Genomic DNA, 20,625 nt, shown 5'->3' with positions numbered 1-20,625 from the left:
ATCAGCTGTCCCGCGGCTACACCGGACGGCCCGGGCTCACCGCGACGCGGTTCGTCGCGAATCCGTTCGGGCCGCCGGGGTCCCGGATGTACCGCTCGGGCGACATCGCGCGCTGGGGCCGGTGCGGCGGCGACGGTGGGCTCGTCTACGCCGGTCGCGGCGACCAGCAGGTGCAACTGCGCGGTTTCCGGATCGAACTCGGCGAGATCGAATCGGCGCTGCTGCGCTGCCCCGGCGTGCGCGGGGCCGTTGCGCTGGTTCGGTCCGATCCGGCACTCGGCGATCAGCTCGTCGGCTACGTGCTTCCCGAGCCGGACGCCCGGCCGGACCCGGCTCGGGTGCGCGCCCAGGTGGCCGAGCACTTGACCGGCTACATGGTGCCCGCCGCGATCGTGGTGCTGGACGCCCTGCCGCTGACTCCCAACGGCAAGCTCGACCGGCGCGCGCTACCCGCGCCCGAATTCCGGGCGCGTGCGTTCCGCGCGCCCGCCACGCCGGTCGAGGCCGCCGTCGCCGCGGCCTTCGCCGCGGTGCTCGGCGCCGAGCGCTTCGGCATGGACGACAACTTCTTCGAACACGGCGGCAACTCCCTGCTCGCGGCGAAACTGACCCTTCGGCTCTCCTCCGGCCTGGGCACCCGCATTCCGGTGATGCGGGTGTTCACCGCGCCCACACCCGCGGAACTGGTCGCCGACCTGGCCCGCCGCGCGAGCGGCGCGGTCGAGACCGAGGCGGCCTTCGACATGCTCCTGCCGTTGCGGCCCGGCGGTTCGGCCGCCCCGCTGTTCTGCGTGCACCCCGTGTCCGGGATCTCCTGGTCGTACGCGGGTCTCGCCGCCTATCTGGACCCGGACCGGCCCATCTACGGACTGCAAACGCCCGTGCTGGCCGGCGACGAGGTCCTCCCGGGTTCGATCGAGGAATGGGCTCGGCGCTACGTGGCGCTGATCCGATCGAAGCAACCGACCGGTCCTTATCATCTGCTCGGTTGGTCGTTCGGCGGCGTCATCGCGCACGAGATGGCGGTCCAATTGCGACGCGCGGGCGAGGAGGTCGGGACCCTCGCGGTGATGGACAGCTATATGGCGGATCCACCGGATACGCCGCCGGACGCGGCGGGCCAGGTGCCGGTGGCCGAACTGATCGGCGGTCTGCTCGGCGAGCAAGCGGGCGACCTGGGCAACGTCGCGGAGGTGGACTGGACCGCGCTACCCGGGAAGATGGCCGAGCTGCCGGAGCCGTTCGCGTCGTTCGGCGCCGACCGCGTCACCCGGATCCTCGACGCGGCCGTGCACTCGGTGGCGCTGCGCGGCGCCTACGACCCGCCCGTGTATCGCGGTGACGTCATCTACTTCACCGCCGCGCTGGACGATCCGACCGGGTGCGTCGGCGCTTCGATCTGGGGTCGGGTCGTAGACGGCCGGGTGCACAACCACGCCGTGTCGACGACGCATTGGCGCATGACCGCGGCGTCCGGGCTGGCCCAGATCGCCGAGGTGCTGACCCGGGAATGGCGCGCGGGCGAGCCGGGCGGGGACCGCCCGGTCAGCCCGTGAACCAGCGGCGCAGCCGGGCCTCGGCCGCGGCGGCCTTCTCCCGGGCCAGCTCCGGCGACGGTGGAGTGAACGGCGCGACCGGCGCGGGACCGGAGAGGAAATCGGCATCGACCTTGCCGACCAGCCCGTCGCCGAACTCGATATGGCACGCGCCCCGCCCGCGGTACCGCTGCGACGGCGCCGAGCCGCGCAGCTCGGCTTCGATGGCAGCGGCGGCGGTGCGGGCGGCGTCCTCCGCGAATACGCCCGCTCGCGGGACCGGGGCGTCGGCGCAGTCGCCGACGGCGTAGACGCCCGGGTACGGCGTGGCGAGGGTGTGCGGATCGACGGCGATCCAGCCGTCGGTCCCGCCCTCGGTGAGGCCCGACGCCGCCACGACCGCGGGCACCCGGTGCCGCGGGATCCCGATGAACAGGTCGTAGGGGAGATCGCCGGTCCGAGTGCTCGCCACGTGGCGGCTCGGGTCGAGTGCGTGGACCAGGCGGCCGGGCGTGTACCCGATTCCCCGGCCGGTCAGCGCTGCGACGATGGCCTCGGAGGTGTCCGGAGACACCGGAATCGGCGAGGGCATCGGGGTGAGGACCTGGATCCGCGTGCGGTCACCCACGCCACGCCGGGTGAGCGTCTCGTGCAGGAGCATCGCGCCCTCGTAGGGAGCGGGCGGGCACTTGAAGGGAACGCCCAGAATCGCGAGGACCACGTCGCCGCCGTCGAAGCCGTCGAGGCGGTCGCGCAATCGGCGGGCGCCGTCGATGGAGTAGTACTCGTAGCCGTCTTCGGCGAAACCGGGGGTCGCGCCCGGGTCGTAGTCGGCGCCGAGCGCGACGACGAGAATGTCCGGTTCGTACGCCGAGCGGTCGGTGCGGACGCGACGGGCCCGCGGGTCGATCTCGATGACCTCTTCCTGCCGGAATTCGACGCGCGGATGCGCCAGGCGGGCGTAGGGCACCCGCACCGCCTCCGGCGGTACGTCGCGGAACAGGATGTCGAGCTTGGCGAAGCCGAAGGTGAAGGAGTCGTTGCGGTCGATGACGACGATGCGGAGCTCGTCGGCCGGCGAACCCGACAGGCGGGTGGCCAGCTCCAGTCCTCCGAACCCCGCACCGAGAACGAGTACGGTTCGCATACGTAGATTCTTCACCCGGCGGCGCGGACGCGGAGAAGAACGAGCGATGTGCTCCGTTGCGGCGGTCACCGGGCCGGTGCGCCTGCGCCGTGGCCGGAGTGCCCTGCATTCGGTGACCTTCGGCCATCAACTACGCGGAGGGTTCGCGCGATGCTGGAGAGACGAACCGGATAGACCCTGTTCCGCCGATCGCCGTCGAGGCACTCGATCCGGGTGGGCGCCGGACGGTGTGTCACGGTGTGCGTTCGCCCGGGCCTTGCGCGGCGGGCATCCCGCGTTTCGGCGGTGCTGCCGTTCCTGCCGATCGATGTCGCCGACCCGATCGAACGACTGGACACGATCCGGCAGCGGATGGCGCGGCACAAGTCGGGCGGCGCGGCGCAAGCGGAGAAATCGGTGCTCGGGCTGGTGGGCCGGCTGCCGTTCGCCCACATGGCGTGGAGTCTGCGCCTGCTGAGGCGTTTTCCGCAGCGAACCATCGGCGCACTGGCGACGAATGTGCCCGGCCCACGCGAACAGCTGTCGATCCAGGGGCGCGCGGCGGTGGAACTGCTGCCTGCCATACCGATCGCGATGCGGCTGCGCACCGCGATCGCGATCCTCAGCTACGCGGGCCACCTGACGTTCGGCATCACCGGGGACTACGACACCGCACCCGACATCGCGGTGCTCGCCGAGGGGATCGAGCGGGAGATCCGCCGGCTGCGGGAGCATGCCGGGATCCGGCCACCGGCGCGGCCGGAGGCGACCGAGCCGTGACAGGCTACCGGCCGGCTGGTCCCCGCTCACCTGGGGCGCCCGCGACGAAGGACCGATCGGGGACTTTTTGCCCTGTCCGCCAGCGCGACTCGGTGATGGTATGGGAGGCCGCAGTGTCGAGTGAAGACCGGAAAGCGAGGACATTGCCAGGTGGATTCGCGCGCAATGTGCCCCGGCACGAGATCATGATCGCGTCGAACGGCCGCATCTCGGACAGCGGCGTCCCGAGCCGCACGCTCGTCGAGCTCGGCCGCGAGGAGGCGTTGCGGCTGCTGGCGAGTGTGGCCTACGGGCGCGTCGTGTTCACCCGCGACGCGCTGCCCGCGATCCGTCCGGTCAACCATTTCGTCGACGACGGGGCCGTCATCGTGCGTACCCGGGTCACCTCGCGGCTCACCGACACCATCCGTGCCGATCCCCGTGTCGTCGTGGCCTATGAGGCGGACGACATCGATCCGGTGAGCCATCTCGGTTGGTCGGTTGTCGTGACCGGCCTGGCCCGTACGGTCACCGACCCGGAGCGGGTCGCCCGCTACGCGCAACTGCTGCGGCCGTGGGCCGACGGGGTCATGGATACCGTCGTCGCCATCGAGCCCACGATCGTCACCGGTTTCCGGCTCGTCGCGGAACCACGATAGGTCACCGCCGCCGCTGATCGGCACGTTTCGAAGGGCCCTCGACCGCAGGCGGATACCCGTACCCGGCGTACTCTTGTGGCTGCTCGCCGTCCGCTCGAACTTTCGGGTCCGGAATGCGACCGGCGATCGACTCGGTATCCCGCTCGGCCGGGTGATCTCGCCGGGGAAACGAGTGCCCGGCGCTATACCGCGCGGTGCGAATTTACCGAACCATCGTCCGCCAATTCTGCGCGAACGTATCTCGCGATTCCTCTTCCGAGTTGCGTTGCGGGAATAGGGCAGTCCATGGCGGCAGCTCTTACCGGGCACGGTCGCGACTCCGTTCGTTCCCCCGGCGGTGCGAGTCGGCCGAACGCTGCGACGGGATCGTCCGGGGCGCGCCGATCCGGGCTCTGACCGGGCGGATGCCTGTCGCGGCCGTGGCTCGCCGTTCGTCTGCTCGTCGTCGCGAATTGATCCGCGCGCTCGAATGCCTATGAGTCGGCGGTCTCGCCGGGCCGGGCGACTTCGACGGCGGGTGCGTTCGAGGAAATTTCGCAACGGCAGAAATAGTGATTCTGATCGGAACTACATGATCTTGATCGAACCTGGAGCAGGCAATAATTCAACGCGGAGAATGGGTGTTGGATCCGAAATATCGACCTCGTTTCAGGCAAATGTCATGCGGTGCGGATTTATGGCGAGTATATGAAGTTGCCAGTGTATTGCTCTTATCTTCTTTGTCGCTCTGGTGGTCATTCGGGGCTGCCGGTGAGGATCGGTGTCCGCCGCTGGCTTCCGCTGCGGTGGTGATGGCGGTCCCGCCTTGATTCCGGCCCCGACCCGGCATGTACGATCCCCGATCGCGGATGTTCCTGATGCGGCGACACCGCTGAGAACAGGCACTTCCGTGGACGATGCGCGCGCGTGGCGGTTGTGGTCGCGCGGGCGCGCCGCGCCGGTATTGCTCGAACCGAGATTGGAAACGCCCGGCTTCCGTGCGGAGTCGGGAGGTTTGATACCACTAGACTGAGCCGGGCTGCTGTCAGATAGCTTGTCCCGCCCGAGTGTCGATGCTTCACCGCAGGTTCAAAAGTTCTGTTTTCAGATTTTCGAGACGACTGGAAATGCCGACGAGCGGGAGGTGTGTGGCCGTACATGTCGTGCCGGTCTTCGATCCGGAGGCCGAGCGCTGACCGATCCAGCTACATGCGGTACCTGGACGGCGCGGCGTAGAGCAGGGGCGGCGCCGCTGCCGAGTGGACGAAGTGCATATAAAAGCCAGATTTCGGACGCGGTGGGCCGATGTCCTTCCGTCGCGCTTTCACGCGTCCGGGTATGAATGAGGGGTCATGCGATGAATCTGAAGTCAGACGGAACCGCCGACGGCGATCTGGGGCTGATTCCGCTCTCGAGTGCGCAGTACGGCATGTGGCTCGCGGACCATGTGCCCGGTGGACCGGCTGTCAACATCGCACACTGCGTCGAGATCAAGGGCCCGGTGGACTACGACGCCTTCACCCGGGCGGTGAACGACGGCGGGCACGAAACCGAGTCCCTTGTGGTGCGCGTGGTCGAATCCGACGGCAGGCCCTATCAATTCGTCGACCGCAGCATCATCTACGACGAGCCGGTGCTGGACTTCAGCGATGCCGAAGATCCGGTCGGGGCGGCGATGGAGTGGATGCGCCGCGACTACAACACCAAGGCGGTCGACCTCAGCCGCGACCGGCTCACCGAGACGCGGCTCATCCGGGTCGGCGAGGACCACTACTTCTGGTACGGCCGCGCGCACCATCTGGTGATCGATGGGTACGGCGCGTTCAACAGCCTGAACCGGATGGCCGAGCATTACAACGCCCTGCTGGAGGGCAGGTCGCCGACGCGACTGGACGCGGCGAGCCTGCGCGACATCATCGAAGCGGAGCGCGCCTATCGCGCCGGCTCTCGCTACGAGACGGACAAGAACTACTGGCTGAACAAGGTTTCCGACCTTCCGAAGCCGGTCAGCCTGTCCGGCCGCACGGCCCGTTCCGGCAAGGTCGACCGGGTCGCCGGTCTGCAGCTGCCCGCACACCTGTCCGACCGGCTCGACCGCTTCGCCGACGAGGTGAACGCGTCCGCCGCGCAGGTGGTGATCGCGGCCTTCGCCGCGTTCCTGTCCCGGATGACCGGAACCGAGGATGTCGCGCTGTCGCTGCCGGTGACCGCGCGCGTGACCAAGCGCCTGCGCCACGCCGCCGCGATGCTGGCGAACATGGTGCCGATTCGTTTCGCCGTGCACCACTCCACCACCGTGGAGGAGCTGGTCCGCGCATCGGTGTCGGAACTGGTCGCCGCGATGCGCCACCAGCTGTACCGGTTCGAGGATCTGCGCCGCGACTCGGCCGCCATCGATCCGTCCGCGAACTCGTTCGGTCCGATCGTCAACATCCTGTTCTTCGACTCCGAGATCCGCCTCGGCTCGGCCGTCGGCCGCTATCGCGCGCTGACCTCCGGCGCGCTCGACGATCTGCAGCTGAACCTGTACCGGTCGGGCGCCGACGCGCCGCTGCTCATCGAGCTGCACGGCAATCCGAACCTCTACGGTCAGGACGAACTGGCCTCGCACGCGGACCGGTTCCTCGATTTCCTGCACCGGATGATGGAATCGCCCCTGGACACCCGCATCGGTGACATCCAGCTCGTCGGGCCGGCCGAGGAACTGCGCATCGTCGAGGAACTGGCGGGCCGCGACGGCCGATCTCCCTCCGGCACACTGGTGGAGCTGCTGACGCGGCAAGCGGCGGACACCCCGTCCGCGGTGGCCGTCACCTCGGGCGCCACCTCACTCACCTACCGCGAACTCGACGAACGCTCCAACCGGTTCGCCCGCAGGCTCATCGCGCTCGGCGCGGGGCCGGAGTCGCTGGTGGCCATCGCGATGCCGCGCGACGCCGATCTGATCGTCGCGGTGCTCGGCGTGCTGAAATCGGGCGCCGGATACCTTCCGCTGGACACCGCGCACCCCGCCGAGCGGCTCGAATACGTGCTGGGCGACGCGAATCCGATCGCGGTCGTCACCAAGCGCGGTATGCGCGAGCAGGTTCCGGGCGATCCCGGCCGCGTCGTGCTGTTCGAAGACGTGCTCTGCGCGGAGGAATCCGCGGCGCCGATCACCGAGGCCGATCGCACCGCCCTGCTGCGCCCGGACCACCTCGCCTATGTCATCTACACGTCCGGATCGACCGGGCGGCCGAAGGGCGTCTCGATCACCCATCGTGCCGTCTGCACCTATCTGGTGAACTCGTGTGCCGAGATCGGCATCCGGTCCGACGACGTCTGGACGCTGTTCCACTCTTTCGCCTTCGACTACTCGGTCTGGGAGATCTTCGGTGCGCTGGTCACCGGCGGCCGGATCGTCGTCGTGGACAGCCTCACCGCCCGGTCGCCGGACGACATGGTGCGTCTGGCGGCGCGCGAGCAGGTCACGGTCTTCAGCCAGACGCCGTCGGCGTTCTACCAGTTCGCCGCCGCACGGCAGCGGTACGCGAACGCGGGGGAGCCCGAAGGCTCGCTGTCGCTGCGGCTGGTCGTCCTGTCGGGCGAAGCGCTCGACCCGGCCGCGCTGGCCGCCTGGTACGAGCACAACCCGGATCTGCCGGTGCTGGCCAACAGCTACGGCATCACCGAGACCACCGTCTTCGTCACCTATACCGGCCTCACCTCGGAGATCGCCGTTCCGGGCGCACCGAGCACGGTCGGTCCGGCGTTGCCGGGCTTGCGAACGTACGTCCTGGACGAGCGGCTGCGTCCGTGCCCGCTGGGAGCCTGGGGGGAGATCTACGTAGCGGGAACACAGCTCGCGCGCGGCTACCTCGACCGACCGGCGCTGAGCGCGGGACGCTTTGTCGCGAACCCGTTCGGAGAACCGGGGGAGCGCCTCTACCGCAGCGGGGACGTGGCGCGCTGGAATCACCAGGGCGAGTTGGAATATCGCGGTCGCGCCGACCAGCAGGTGCAGTTGCGCGGATTCCGGATCGAGCTGGACGAGGTCCGCAACGCGCTGCTGACCCACCGCAGCGTCGCCGCCGCGGTGGTCGTCGTGCATCTGCCCGGCACGGAGGCGGCCCGGCTGGTCGGATATGTCGTACCGGCCGTCGGCGCCGACTGCGAGGCCGACGCCCTGCGCGCCCACGTCGGCGAGGTGCTGCCCGAATACATGGTGCCGTCGAGCATCGTCGTGATCGACGCGGTGCCGCTGACCGTGAACGGCAAAGTGGACCACCGGGCACTGCCCGAGCCGGTCTTCGACTCGGCCGCGGCGTACGTCGCGCCCCGCACCGTGCTCGAGGAGTCGATCGCCGACGTCTTCGCGGAGGTCCTCGGCATGGACCGAGTCGGCGTACTGGACAGCTTCTTCGAACTGGGCGGCAACTCGATCACCGCGACCAGCGCGGCCGTGCGCATCGCGGAAGCGACCCGATGCGACGTGTCGGTCCGCGACTTGTTCGTCAAGCAGACCGTCGCGGAACTCGCCGCGCAGCTCGAGGACGGGCACCGCTCCGGCAGGCCGGTGCTGCGGGCCGCGCCGAGACCCGAGCCCGTTCCGCTGGCGCCAGCGCAGAATCGGATGTGGCTGGTCAACCAGACCGACCCGACCTCGGCCGCCTACAACATCCCGTTGATCGTGCAGCTGACCGGACGTCTGGACGCCGCGGCGCTGCGTGCCGCGCTGACCGACGTGATCGACCGGCACGAGTCGCTGCGCACCGTCTACCCCGCCGTGAACGGCGAAGGGACACAGCTGGTCCGGTCGGCCGAAGAGGTCGTCGCCGATCTCGACCTGAGCCCGCGGCCGACCGACCCGGACGACATCGAGCAGCGGATCCGCGAGCTGGCGTCGGTCGGGACCGATCTGCGCGAACGCGCCCCGATCCGGGTGGCGCTGCTCGCGACGGCCGACCGCAAGCGGCATGTCCTGGCCGTCGTCCTGCACCACATCTGCTGTGACGGGTCCTCCCTGCGGCCCCTCGCGGTCGATGTCGCCGTCGCCTACGAGGCGCGGGTGCAGGGCAAGACACCGGACTGGGAGCCGTTGAGCGTCCAGTACGCCGACTACAGCGTCTGGCATCGCAGTCTGCTCGGTGACCCGGACGATCCGGATTCGCGGGCGGCCCGGCAATTGCGGTACTGGTCGCAGCGTTTGGCGGGGATGCCTCCGGTCCTGGAGCTGCCCGCCGACCGTCCGCGTCCGGCCCGCCAGTCCATGCGCGGCGACGTCGCCGACACCGTGATCCCCGCCGAGACCTTCGCCGGGATCGAGCGGCTGGCGCGCGCGGCCAATGTCACCACGTTCATGGTCGTCCACGCCGCCCTGGCCGTGCTGCTGGCCCGGATGTCGGGCTCGGCGGACATCACCATCGGTACGCCGGTCGCCGGCCGGGGCGAACGCGCGCTCGAGCCGCTCATCGGCATGTTCGTCAACACCGTTCCCTTGCGGACCGAGGTGTCCTCCGACGAGTCGTTCACCGAGTTCCTGGCGCGGGTCAAGGACATCGACGTCGATGCCTTCGCCAACAGCGACCTGCCCTATGAGCGCGTCGTGGACGAACTGCATCCGAAGCGATCGCAGGCGTACGCGCCGCTGTGCCAGGTGTATCTGGCGTTCGAGAACATGGATCGGGCGAGCTTGGAACTGTCCGATCTCACCGTCGAGGTCCTCGATCCGGGCGCCGAACCGGCGAAGGTGGACATCATCGTGACGGTCGCCGAGAACACCGCGGGTGGCGGCGACGTCGCACTGCGCGTCAACTACGCGACGGACCTGTTCGACCGGGAGACCGTCGAAGAACTCGCCGAGCGGCTGAACCGCATCCTGGACGCGTTCGTGTCGAACCCCCGCGCGCGGATCGGCGACGTGGATCTGTTGTCGGGAGTCGAGCGACTGGGCTTGGTCCCGGCTTCCGGCGGTCGCGCCGAGACGCCCCGCGTGCTGGCGGACGTCCTGCTGGTCGGTGATCGCGCCGCGCCTGCCGTGGTATCGGGTGATCGTGTGCTCTCGTACGGAGAGCTGGACGAGTGGTCGAACCGTCTCGCGCGGGCGTTGATCGACTGGGGGGTGGGGCCGGGCGATCAGGTCGCGCTGGCCATGGGGCGGTCGGTGGAGTTCGTGGTCGGCGTGTGGGCGGTGGCGCGGGCGGGCGCGGCGTTCGTGCCGGTCGATCCGCGCTACCCCAGCGAACGGGTCGCGCACATGATCGCGGACTCGAAGGTGGAGGTCGGGCTCGCCGTCGAGGCGTCCTGCACCCTGCTCCCCGGTCACGTGCGTCAGCTGGTTCTCGACCATCCCGGCACCGAGGCGTTCCTCGCCGCGCAGTCCCCGGCCGCGGTGACCGACGCGGATCGCCTGCGCCCCTGCCGTATCGCCGACGCGGCGTACGTGGTGTACACCTCGGGCTCGACCGGCAAGCCGAAGGGGGTGGCGGTCACCAACGAGGGTCTGGCGAACTTCGCGGTCGAACAGCGGGAACGCTATCGCGTCGATCGCAGGTCACGCGTATTGCAGGTGGCCGCACCCGGTTTCGACGCGATGATGCTGGAGCTGCTGATGGCCCACGCGAACGGCGCTGTGCTGGTCGTGTCGCCGCCGGAGGTGTTCGCCGGTGCGCAGCTGGCGGAGTTGATTCGGGCACAGGAGGTGTCGCACGCGTTCGTGACCCCGAGCGTGCTGGCCACGATGTCGCCCGCCGGCCTGGACTCGCTGCAGGTGCTGGTGGCGGGCGGGGAAGCGGTGTCGGCCGAGACCGTGTCGGTGTGGGCTCCGGGGCGACGCCTGCACAACGGGTACGGCCCCACCGAGACCACGATCATGGTCGCGATCAGCGATCCGCTGTCCGTGGGAGAACCGGTCACCATCGGCGGCCCGATCCGCGGCGTGGACGCGGTGGTACTGGACGAGCGGCTGCGGCCGGTCCCCGTCGGGGTGACCGGACAGCTGTACGTCTCGGGTGTGCAGTTGTCGCGCGGATACCTCAACCGGCCCGCGTCCACCGCCGCCACATTCATCGCCAACCCGTACGGTCCCGCGGGCACCCGGATGTACGGAACCGGTGACCTGGCGCGCTGGACCGCCGACCACACCCTGGAATATCTGGGCCGCACCGATTTTCAGGTCAAGATCCGGGGCCAGCGCATCGAACTCGGCGAGATCGAAGCCGTCCTCGCCGGACATCCGGACGTCGCGACCGCGGTCGTGGTGGGCGTGCCCGCCGAGGCCGGATCGCGCCTGGCGGCGTACGTGGTGCCCGCCGGCGCCGACCTCGAGACCGCGGAACTGACGGCGTACGCGGCACAACGGCTGCCGTCGCACATGGTCCCGGACACGGTCATGGTGCTGGACACCCTCCCGCTGTCGTCGGTGGGCAAGGTCGACCGCGCGGCGCTGCCGGAACCCGAATTCGCTCCCGCCGCGGAGTTCGTCGCGCCGCGCAACGCCACCGAGCAGATCGTCGCGGACATCTGCGCGGGCGTGCTGGGCATCGAGCGCGTCGGCGTCCTCGACAGCTTCTTCGAGCTGGGCGGCAACTCACTGTCGGCCACCCGCGCGGCGGCGCAGCTCAGCGGCGCGTTCGGGGTCGAGGTGCCGTTGCGCGCGATCTTCGAGACGCCGACGATCGGGGCGCTGGCCGAGCGCCTGCGCAGCGCCGACGCGGCGACTCGGGAGCCGCTGGCGCCGCAGGAGCGCCCGGACCGGATCCCGCTCTCGCCCGCCCAGGCCCGCATGTGGTTCCTCAACCAGTTCGACACCAGTTCGCCGGTGTACAACATTCCGCTGGTCGTGCGGATGTCGGGAGATCTCGACGTGGCCGCGATGCACGCGGCGATCGCGGACGTGCTCGAACGGCACGAGGCGCTGCGGACCGTGTACCCGGACAGCGACAGCGGACCACATCAGGTGGTCGTCCCGGTGGAGACGGCGCTGGCCCCGCTGGCGCCGATGCCGGTCGCGGCCGTCGACATCGAGGCGCGCGTCGCCGCGGAGGTCACGGTGGGCTTCGACGTCACCACCGAGGTTCCCTTCCGCGTGGCGTTGCTGCGCAGCGCACCCGGCGAGCACGCCTTGGTGCTCGTCGTCCATCACATCAGTTTCGACGGGTCCTCGCTGGCGCCGCTGGCCGCGGACCTGATGACCGCGTATCGAGCCCGTGTCCGGCGCCGCGCGCCGCAGTGGGCGCCGTTGCCGGTGCAGTACGCGGACTACACGCTGTGGCAACGGAAGTTGCTCGGCACCGAGGACGACCCGCACAGCCCGACCGTGGCCCAGACCCGCTACTGGCTCGCGGCGCTCGCCGGTCTGCCCGAGGTCCTGGATCTGCCCACCGACCGTCCGCGACCGGCGAAGCAGTCCTTCCGCGGCGCTACGGTCGCGGCCACCGTTCCCGCGGATCTGCATCGCGAGGTGGTCGCGCTGGCCCGCCGCCACGACGCGACGGTCTTCATGGTGATGCACGCGGCCTACGCGGCGCTGCTGGCGCGGCTGTCCGGCACCGGGGACATCGCCGTGGGCACACCGATCGCCGGACGTGGCGAGCCGGGATTGGACGGCCTGGTCGGCATGTTCGTCAACACGCTGGTGCTGCGGACGCACCTCGAGCCGGGGGCGTCCTTCGTCCGCATCCTGGATCAGGTCCGGGCCACCGACCTGGCCGCCTTCGAGAACGCCGACATCCCGTTCGAGCGGCTCGTCGAGGTGCTCAACCCGCCGCGCTCGACGGCGCACGCGCCGTTGACCCAGGTCGGCTTCTCGTTCCAGAACATCGAGATCCCCACGGTGCGGTTCGAGGGCCTGACGGTGTCGGCGCAGATGGCCGATCCCAGCGTGGCGAAGTACGATCTGCACCTGAATCTGGTCGACGCCTTGGAGCCGGACGGCGAACCCGGTGACATGGCGGTCGAATTCGGCTACGCGACGGATCTGTTCGACGAGGCGACGGTCACCTCGATGTTCGACCGCTACCTGCTGTTGCTGCGCGCGATCGTCGCCGACCCCACTCGCGCCGTCGGCGACATCGAGTTGCTGACCGAGCAGGAGACACGGCAGCTCGCGGTGCGCTCGGCGGGGGCGAGGACGCCCGCGTCGGCGGCGACGATCGCGGACCTGTTCGCCGCGCAGGCGGCGGCGACGCCGGAGCATACGGCGGTGCTCGACGCCGCGAGCGGCGCCCGGCTCGACTACCTGGCGTTCGCGGCGCGGGTGAACGCGCTGGCCCGCGCGCTGATCCGGCGCGGAATCGGCCCGGAGGCCCTGGTGGCGGTGTCGATGCGGCGCTCGGTGGATCTGCTGGCCACGCTGTACGCCATCCATGCGGCGGGAGCCGCCTACCTGCCGCTGGATCCGGATCATCCGGTCGACCGGGTACACGCTGTGCTGGCCGCGGCACGGCCGGGCGCGGTCGTCACCCGTCCGGACGACGACGCGAATCTGCCCGGCGACGTGCCGGTCTGGACCCTCGCGGAACTCGACGCCGAGCGCGAGGACACCTCGGCGGTGACCGATGCCGATCGGACTCGCCCCCTGCGCGCGGACGATCTCGCCTACGTCATCTACACCTCCGGCTCGACGGGTGTACCCAAGGGCGTCGCTGTTTCGCACGCCGCGGTGGTCAACCAGCTCCGCTGGCTGCACGAGCACTACCGGCTCGGCGGTGACGACGTCATGCTGCTGCGGACGCCGGTGACTTTCGACCTGTCGGTCTGGGAGCTGTTCTCCGCGCCGACCTGTGGCGCGGCGTTGGTCGTCGCGGGCCCCGACGCGCACGGCGACCCGCACGAGGTCGCTCGGCTGCTGGCCGAGTACCGGGTCACGACGGTGGATTTCGTGCCGTCCCTGCTCGCCGCGTTCCTCGAGGTGGCCACTGCGCACCGATTCCCGGACCTGCGGCGTGTGCTGTGCATCGGCGAGGCGCTGCCCGCCGAAACCGTGCGCCGCTTCCGGGATTTCAGCGCTGCGCGCATCGACAACCTGTACGGTCCGACCGAGGCCGCGGTGAGCGTCACCGCCCACCGGATCGACGCGGTCGAGGGTGCGGCCGTGCCGATCGGCGTCCCCGAGGCGAATGTGACCGTGCACGTGCTGGATTCGCGGCTGCATCCGGTACCCGTCGGGGTGACGGGCGAGCTGTACCTGGGCGGCGTGCAGCTGGCCCGCGGATATCACGCCCGCCCCGGCCTGACCGCCGCGACGTTCGTCGCCGACCCCTTCGGGGCCGGGGCGGGCGCCCGCCTCTACCGCACCGGCGACCTCGTTCGCTGGGACGCGGGCGGCGGCCTGCGCTATGTCGGCCGCGCCGACACCCAGGTGAAGGTGCGCGGCCTGCGCATCGAACTCGGCGACATCGAAGCGGCGCTGACGGCGCACGAGCAGGTGGACGCGGCCGTCGCCCGGGTGCGCGTGGACGACGGCGAACAGCGGCTGGTCGCCTACGTGGTCGCGGACGCGGCGATCGACGTCCGGCAGGTCCGGCGCTTCCTGCTGGACCGGCTGCCCGCCTATATGGTGCCGTCGTCGCTGACCCGGATCGACTCGGTGCCGCTCAACGCGAACGGCAAGGTGGACCACCGCGCACTGCCCGAGCCGGACCACAGCGCCGAGGAGCCGGAGTTCCGCGCGCCGCGGGGTCTGGTCGAAGAGGCCGTCGCCGCGGTCTTCGCGGAGCTGTTCGATCGGCCCGAGATCGGCGCGGACGACAACTTCTTCGAACTCGGCGGCAACTCCCTCGTCGCGACCCGTGTGCTGAGCCGGATCGGTGCGGTGGTCGGCGTGACCATTCCGGTCCGCGCGATCTTCGAGGCCCCGACCGTGGCCGGACTTGCCGAGCGGATCGCTCGGCTGCGCGCGGTTCCCAGTCTTCCCGCGCCGACTCGGGCGCCGCGCCCGGAGCACATCCCGCTGTCGCACGCGCAGACCCGGATGTGGTTCCTGAACCAGTTCGACCCCGCCGCGCCGGGATACGTGGTGCCGCTGGCGCTGCGCCTCGACGGCGCGCTCGACCTGGCGGCGCTCACCGCCGCCGTGGGCGATGTCGTCGAACGCCACGAGAGCCTGCGCACCATGTATCCGGCGGTCGACGGCACGCCCACCCAGGTCGTGCTGGACGCCGCGGACGTGCTGGCCACCTGCGACCTGTCCCCGCAGGCGATCGGGGAGCGGGAACTGCCGCATCGGCTGGCCGAGTTCTGCGGCACCGGATTCGACGTGGCCGCGGGCGTGCCGCTGCGCGTGGCGCTGTATCAGCTGTCGGACGCGGCCTGGACGATCGCGCTGGCCGCCCATCACATCAGCTGTGACGGCTTCTCGGTGGCTCCGCTCGCCGCCGACCTGGTGACGGCGTATCGCGCGCGTTGCGGCGGCGCGGCGCCGGACTGGGCGCCACTGCCCGTGCAATTCGCCGACTTCGCCCTGTGGCAGCGTGCGGTGCTCGGGTCGGCGGACGACCCGGATTCGTACGTGGCTCGCGACATCGCCTATTGGCGCACGCAGCTGGCGGGCGTGCCCGATCTGCTCGAGTTGCCGACCGACCGGCCGCGGCCGGTGGCGCAGTCCCAGCGCGGCGCGGTGCTCGAGGTCGCCATCCCCGGCGAACTGCAAGGCCGGGTGGAAGCGCTGGCGCGGCGCGCCGGAGCCACCACGTTCATGGTGGTGCACACGGCTCTGGCGGTGCTGCTGGCACGGCTGTCGGGCAGCGACGACGTCACCGTCGGCGTGCCGCACGCGGGCCGGGGGGACCGGTCGCTGGACGACCTCGTCGGCATGTTCGTCAACACCTTGGTGATGCGCACGCGCGTCACGCTCGACGAGACCTTCCTGAGTCTGCTCGAGCAGGTACGGCGCACCGACATCGAGGCGTTCGACCACGCCACCGTGCCGTTCGAGCAATTGGTGGACGCGCTGAATCCGGCGCGATCGACCGCGCACACGCCGCTGTTCCAGGTGCTGCTCGCCTACCAGAACATGGCCCGGGCTCGCGTCGAGCTTCCCGGGCTCACCGTGGAGAGCGTGGACCCCGGCGACAGCGCTGCCATCTACGACCTGCTGCTGATGATGACCGAGGGGCACGGCACGCACCACGAGCCGACCGGCATGACCTTGCGCCTGACCTACGCCACCGACCTCTTCGACGAGGACACGATGCGGCGCTTCGCCGGTCGATTCGTCGGTGTCCTCGACGCCGCCGCCCGTGACGCCGCGGTCACCGTCGGAGAGATCGGGCTGCTCGACGAGGCCGAACACGCCCAGGTGCTGCAGCGGTGGAACGACACCGGTGGCTCCGCGGCACCGGGCCGCACACTCGTCGACGTCTTCGACGAACAGGTCGCGCGCACCCCGGACAGCGCGGCGGTTCTGCTGCCGGATGGCGCCACGCTGACCTACCGGGACTTCGACGCCGGCGTCAATCGGCTGGCCCGATGGCTCATCGCGCGCGGCGCCGGACCGGAAAAGGTTGTCGCGGTAGCCATCCGGCGCTCTGCCGAGCTGGTCACCGCCCTCTACGCGGTGGTGAAGGCAGGCGCGGCGTTCCTGCCGATCGACCCGGATCATCCGAGCGCCCGCATCGCCCACGTGCTCGGCGCGGCCCAGCCGGTGGTGGTGCTCACCACGACCGCCGACGGCGAGCAACTGCCGGGCGGATTCGAACGCGCGTCGATCGACCGGCTGGACCTGACGGGTCTGTCCGGCACCAGGGTCACCGATGCCCAGCGGCGGACGCCGCTGCGACCCAACCACCTCGCCTACGTGCTGTTCACCTCCGGGTCCACCGGCGTCCCCAAGGGCGTGGCCCTGACCCATGCCGCCACCGTGAGCCAGCTCGCGTGGGCGCAACAGCAATGGCCGCACGACACCTCCGACGCGGTGCTGCACAAGACGCCGATCACGTTCGACATCGCCGTGTGGGAGTTGTTCTGGCCCTTGCAGACCGGCGCGCACATCGTTGTCGCCGAGCCGGACGGACATCGCGACCCCGCCTATCTGGCGGACGTGATCGCGCGGCACCGGATCACCACGGTGCACTTCGTCCCCTCGATGCTCGATGTCCTGCTCGAATCCGCGCGCGCCGCGCGACTGCCCTCGATCCGGCGGGTGTTCGTGGCGGGTGAGGCCCTGGCACAACGCACCGTCGACGCGGCGGCCCACGTCTTCACGCACGCCGAACTGGTGAACTGGTACGGGCCCGCGGAGGCGGAAGTGGTCACCGCGCAGCGGTGCGCACCGCTCGCGGAGGCCGCCGCGACGGTGCCGATCGGGGCGCCCGCGGCGGGCATGCGGGTCTACGTGCTCGACGCGCGCCTGCGGCCGGTGCCGGTCGGCGTCGTCGGCGAGCTGTACGTCGCGGGCGTCCAGCTGGCGCGCGGCTACCACGCGCGCCCCGACCTGACCTGCCGCGCTTTCGTCGCCGACCCGTTCGGAGCGGCGGGGCAGCGGTTGTACCGGACCGGTGACCTGGTGCGGTGGCGGAAGACGGGTGAGCTGGAATATCTGGGCCGCAGCGACTTCCAGGTGAAGGTGCGCGGTCAGCGGGTGGAGCCCGGTGACATCGAAGCCGCGCTGCACGCTGTCGCGCAGGTGACGCGTGCGGTGGTCATCGTGACGACCGAACGCATCGTCGGATACGTGACGCTCGCGCCGGGGGCGGTGACCGACGGCCGCGCGATTCGCGACCAGCTGACCCGTACACTGCCGTCCTACCTGGTTCCGGACGCCGTGCAGGTGCTCGACGCTCTGCCGCTCACCGCGAACGGCAAGCTCGACCGATCGGCGCTGCCGCGACCGGTGTTCGACGACGGCTCGGCCTTCGTCTCGCCGCGCACCGATGTCGAGGCGGCGCTGGCGCGCCTGGTCGCCGATCTGACCGGGGCGGACCGGGTGAGCGTGACCGCGAACGTCTTCGAGATGGGCGTCAACTCGCTGTCGGCCGCCCAGCTCGCCGCGCGAGCGCAGGCGGCGGTCGGCGTGGACGTCGGCATCCGGGATGTTTTCGACGCTCCGACGATCGCGGCGCTCGCCGAACGGATGTCGACCCGCGCCCGGTCCACGATGGTCGCGCTGTCGCCACGGCAACGCCCCGGGGCCGTCCCGTTGGCGGCGGCGCAGCGACGGATCTGGTTCCTCAACCAGATCGACACCGCCTCGGCGGGCTACAACATCTGCTTCGCGGCCCGCTTGACCGGCCCGCTGGACGACGCCGCGCTGCGGGCCGCGTTCCTGGACGTGGTGACCAGGCACGAGCCCCTGCGGACGGTCTATCCGCTCGTCGACGGCGAGCCTTGCCAGGTCGTGCGGGACGCCGCGACGGTCGCCGCGGACGTGACGTTGGCGCCGGTACCCGTGGCAGGAGAAGCCGAACTGGCCGAGCGGATCCGGCACGCCGTCGAGACGGGCTTCGACATCACCCGGTCGGTGCCCGTGCGGGCGCGGCTGTATCGCACCGCGCCCGAGGCGCATGTGCTGGTGGTGGTGGTCCATCACATCGCGGCCGACGGCGCGTCGATGGCTCCGCTCGCCGGTGACGTGTTCGCGGCCTACCGCGCCCGGGTGAGCGGCCACGCGCCGCAGTGGGCGCCGTTGGAAGTCCAGTACGCCGACTACGCGATGTGGCAGCACGAAGTGCTCGGGTCAGAGGACGATCCGGCGTCGCCGATCGCGCGACAGATCGACTACTGGACCGGCGCACTCGACGGCGCGCCGGAGCTGCTCGCACTGCCCACGGACCGGCCCCGGCCGGCCACTCTCTCGATGAACGGCGGCAACGTCCGATTCGAGCTGCCGGCCCGGCTGCACGACGACATCGTGCGGCTGGCCCACCGGGAGGGCGTCACCGTGTTCGTCGTGCTGCACGCGGCGTTGGCGATCCTGCTCGCCCGCATCGCGCACAGCGACGACATCTCGGTCGGCACCCCGGTCGCCGGGCGCGGCAGGCCGGAACTGGACGATCTGGTCGGTATGTTCGTGAACACGGTGGTGCTGCGCACCCGCGTCGAGGACGACCGGTCCTTCCGCGAACTGCTGGCCGAGGTGCGCGCTGTCGACCTCGACGCGCTCGCCCACGCCGACCTGCCCTACGAACGGCTGGTGGAGGTCATCGGACGTCCGCGTTCGACGGCGTATTCGCCACTGTTCCAGGTGATGTTCGGCTTGCAGAACACCGCGCAGGCCCGCTTCGAGCTGCCCGGCATCGAGGTCGAGGTGCTCGACCCCGGCATCGCGCAGGCCAAGACGGACCTCATGGTGCTGGTGACCGAGCGCCGCGAGGGCGATGCGCCCGCCGGGATCGATGGCGAGATCATCTACGCCACCGACCTTTTCGTCGAGTCGACCGCGCGATCGCTGGCCGAAAGGTTCATCCGCGTCCTCGAAGCGGTGACCTCCGATCCGGCCCGGCCGATCGGTCACGTCGGCCTGTTGAGCGCCGAAGACACCGAACGCCTGGTGCCCGCGCGTGGCGGCGACGGCGCGCAACCCCGCCTGCTCCCGGAACTGCTGGGCGCGGCCGTGGCCGCCGCCCCGTCGGCGGTGGCCCTCATCGGGGACGCCGGGACGCTCACCTACGCCGAACTCGACCGCAGGGCCAACCGGCTCGCCCGGCACCTGCTCAGCCGAGGCGCCGGACCGGGCGTATTCGTCGCGCTGGCCGTGCCGCGGTCGGTCGACTACCACGTCGCCATGTGGGCCATCGCGAAGACCGGCGCCACGTTCGTGCCGGTGGATCTGCGCTACCCGGTCGAGCGCATCGCGCACATGATCAGCGATTCCGGTGTCGAAATCGGGATCACGCCGGTGACCGCGCGCGGCTCGCTGCCGGACGGCCCGCGTTGGCTGACGATCGATGATCCGGGCACCGCGGCCGAGATCGCCGCGCAGTCCGACCGGCCGGTGACCGACACGGAGCTCGGACGCGTTCTGCGAGTCGAGGACGCGGCGTACCTGATCTACACCTCCGGGTCGACGGGCACGCCGAAGGGCGTCGTGGTCACGCACGCCGGGCTGGCGAGTTTCGCGGCCGAGCAGCGGGAGCGCTATCGGGTCGACGCCGACTCCCGCGTGCTGCAGGTGGCGGCGCCCGCGTTCGACGCGGTGCTGCTGGAGGCGTTGATGGCGCACGCCGCCTGCGCGGCGCTGGTCGTGTCGCCGCCGGAGGTGTTCGGCGGTCCGGATCTGGCCGAGCTGATCGGAAAGCATCAGGTCTCGCATGCCTTCCTGACGCCGAGCGTGCTGGCGACCATGTCGCCTTCGGGACTCGAGTCGGTTCGGATGCTCGCGGTGGGCGGGGAAATGGTGCCCGCGGAGTTGATCGCGGCGTGGGCGCCCGGGCGGCGGCTGCACAACATCTACGGCCCTACCGAGACGACGATCGTGATCACGATGAGCGACCCGGTGCTGCCCGGCGATCCGATCGCCATCGGCGGCCCGATACGCGGCGCGGAGGCACTGGTTCTGGACGCGCGGTTGCGTCCGGTGCCGGTCGGCGTCACGGGGGAGCTGTACCTCGCGGGCGCGCAACTGGCCCGCGGGTACCTCAACCGGCCCGCG

At 70.6% G+C, this 20,625-nt stretch carries 5 protein-coding genes; 4 read left to right on the top strand and 1 reads right to left on the bottom strand.

Translation table 11 applies throughout. From position 1 onward, the window contains the following. Window positions 1-1,556, top strand: a 1,556-nt coding sequence (locus tag ON27_RS24290) for a thioesterase domain-containing protein (RefSeq protein ID WP_043732386.1), incomplete at its 5' end; no start/stop codon positions are given. Here the strand turns inward: ON27_RS24290 and ON27_RS24285 are convergent. Further along, window positions 1,546-2,682 (bottom strand): NAD(P)/FAD-dependent oxidoreductase, encoded by a 1,137-nt coding sequence (locus tag ON27_RS24285; protein ID WP_043732392.1) that lies wholly within the window; start codon window positions 2,680-2,682, stop codon window positions 1,546-1,548. The two genes, ON27_RS24290 and ON27_RS24285, sit on opposite strands and share 11 nt — an antisense overlap. Before the next feature lie 237 nt (window positions 2,683-2,919). On the opposite strand from ON27_RS24285, the gene ON27_RS24280 reads away from it, so the two are divergent. From ON27_RS24280 to ON27_RS24270, 3 genes are all read left to right on the top strand, one after another. After that, the gene (locus tag ON27_RS24280; RefSeq protein WP_157227303.1) at window positions 2,920-3,441 is read left to right on the top strand and encodes a WS/DGAT domain-containing protein; all 522 of its coding nucleotides are present in this window, start codon (window positions 2,920-2,922) and stop codon (window positions 3,439-3,441) included. Window positions 3,442-3,626: 185 nt separating this feature from the next. Further along, window positions 3,627-4,079, top strand: coding sequence for a pyridoxamine 5'-phosphate oxidase family protein (locus ON27_RS24275; RefSeq protein ID WP_051046955.1), 453 nt, complete (start codon window positions 3,627-3,629; stop codon window positions 4,077-4,079). Window positions 4,080-5,415: 1,336 nt separating this feature from the next. Continuing rightward, window positions 5,416-20,625: non-ribosomal peptide synthetase (locus ON27_RS24270; RefSeq protein WP_043732383.1), on the top strand; the 15,210-nt coding region annotated here is incomplete at its 3' end.

The sequence above is a fragment of the Nocardia asiatica NBRC 100129 genome (assembly GCF_000308415.1).
GTDB lineage: Bacteria > Actinomycetota > Actinomycetes > Mycobacteriales > Mycobacteriaceae > Nocardia > Nocardia asiatica.
This window is presented reverse-complemented; position numbering and strand designations above follow the sequence as displayed.

Excerpts from the sequence above, each read along its gene's own strand:
- ON27_RS24285 (WP_043732392.1), bottom strand. The coding sequence starts at position 2,682 with ATGCGAACCGTACTCGTTCTCGGTGCGGGGTTCGGAGGACTGGAGCTG.
- ON27_RS24275 (WP_051046955.1), top strand. The coding sequence starts at position 3,627 with ATGATCGCGTCGAACGGCCGCATCTCGGACAGCGGCGTCCCGAGCCGC.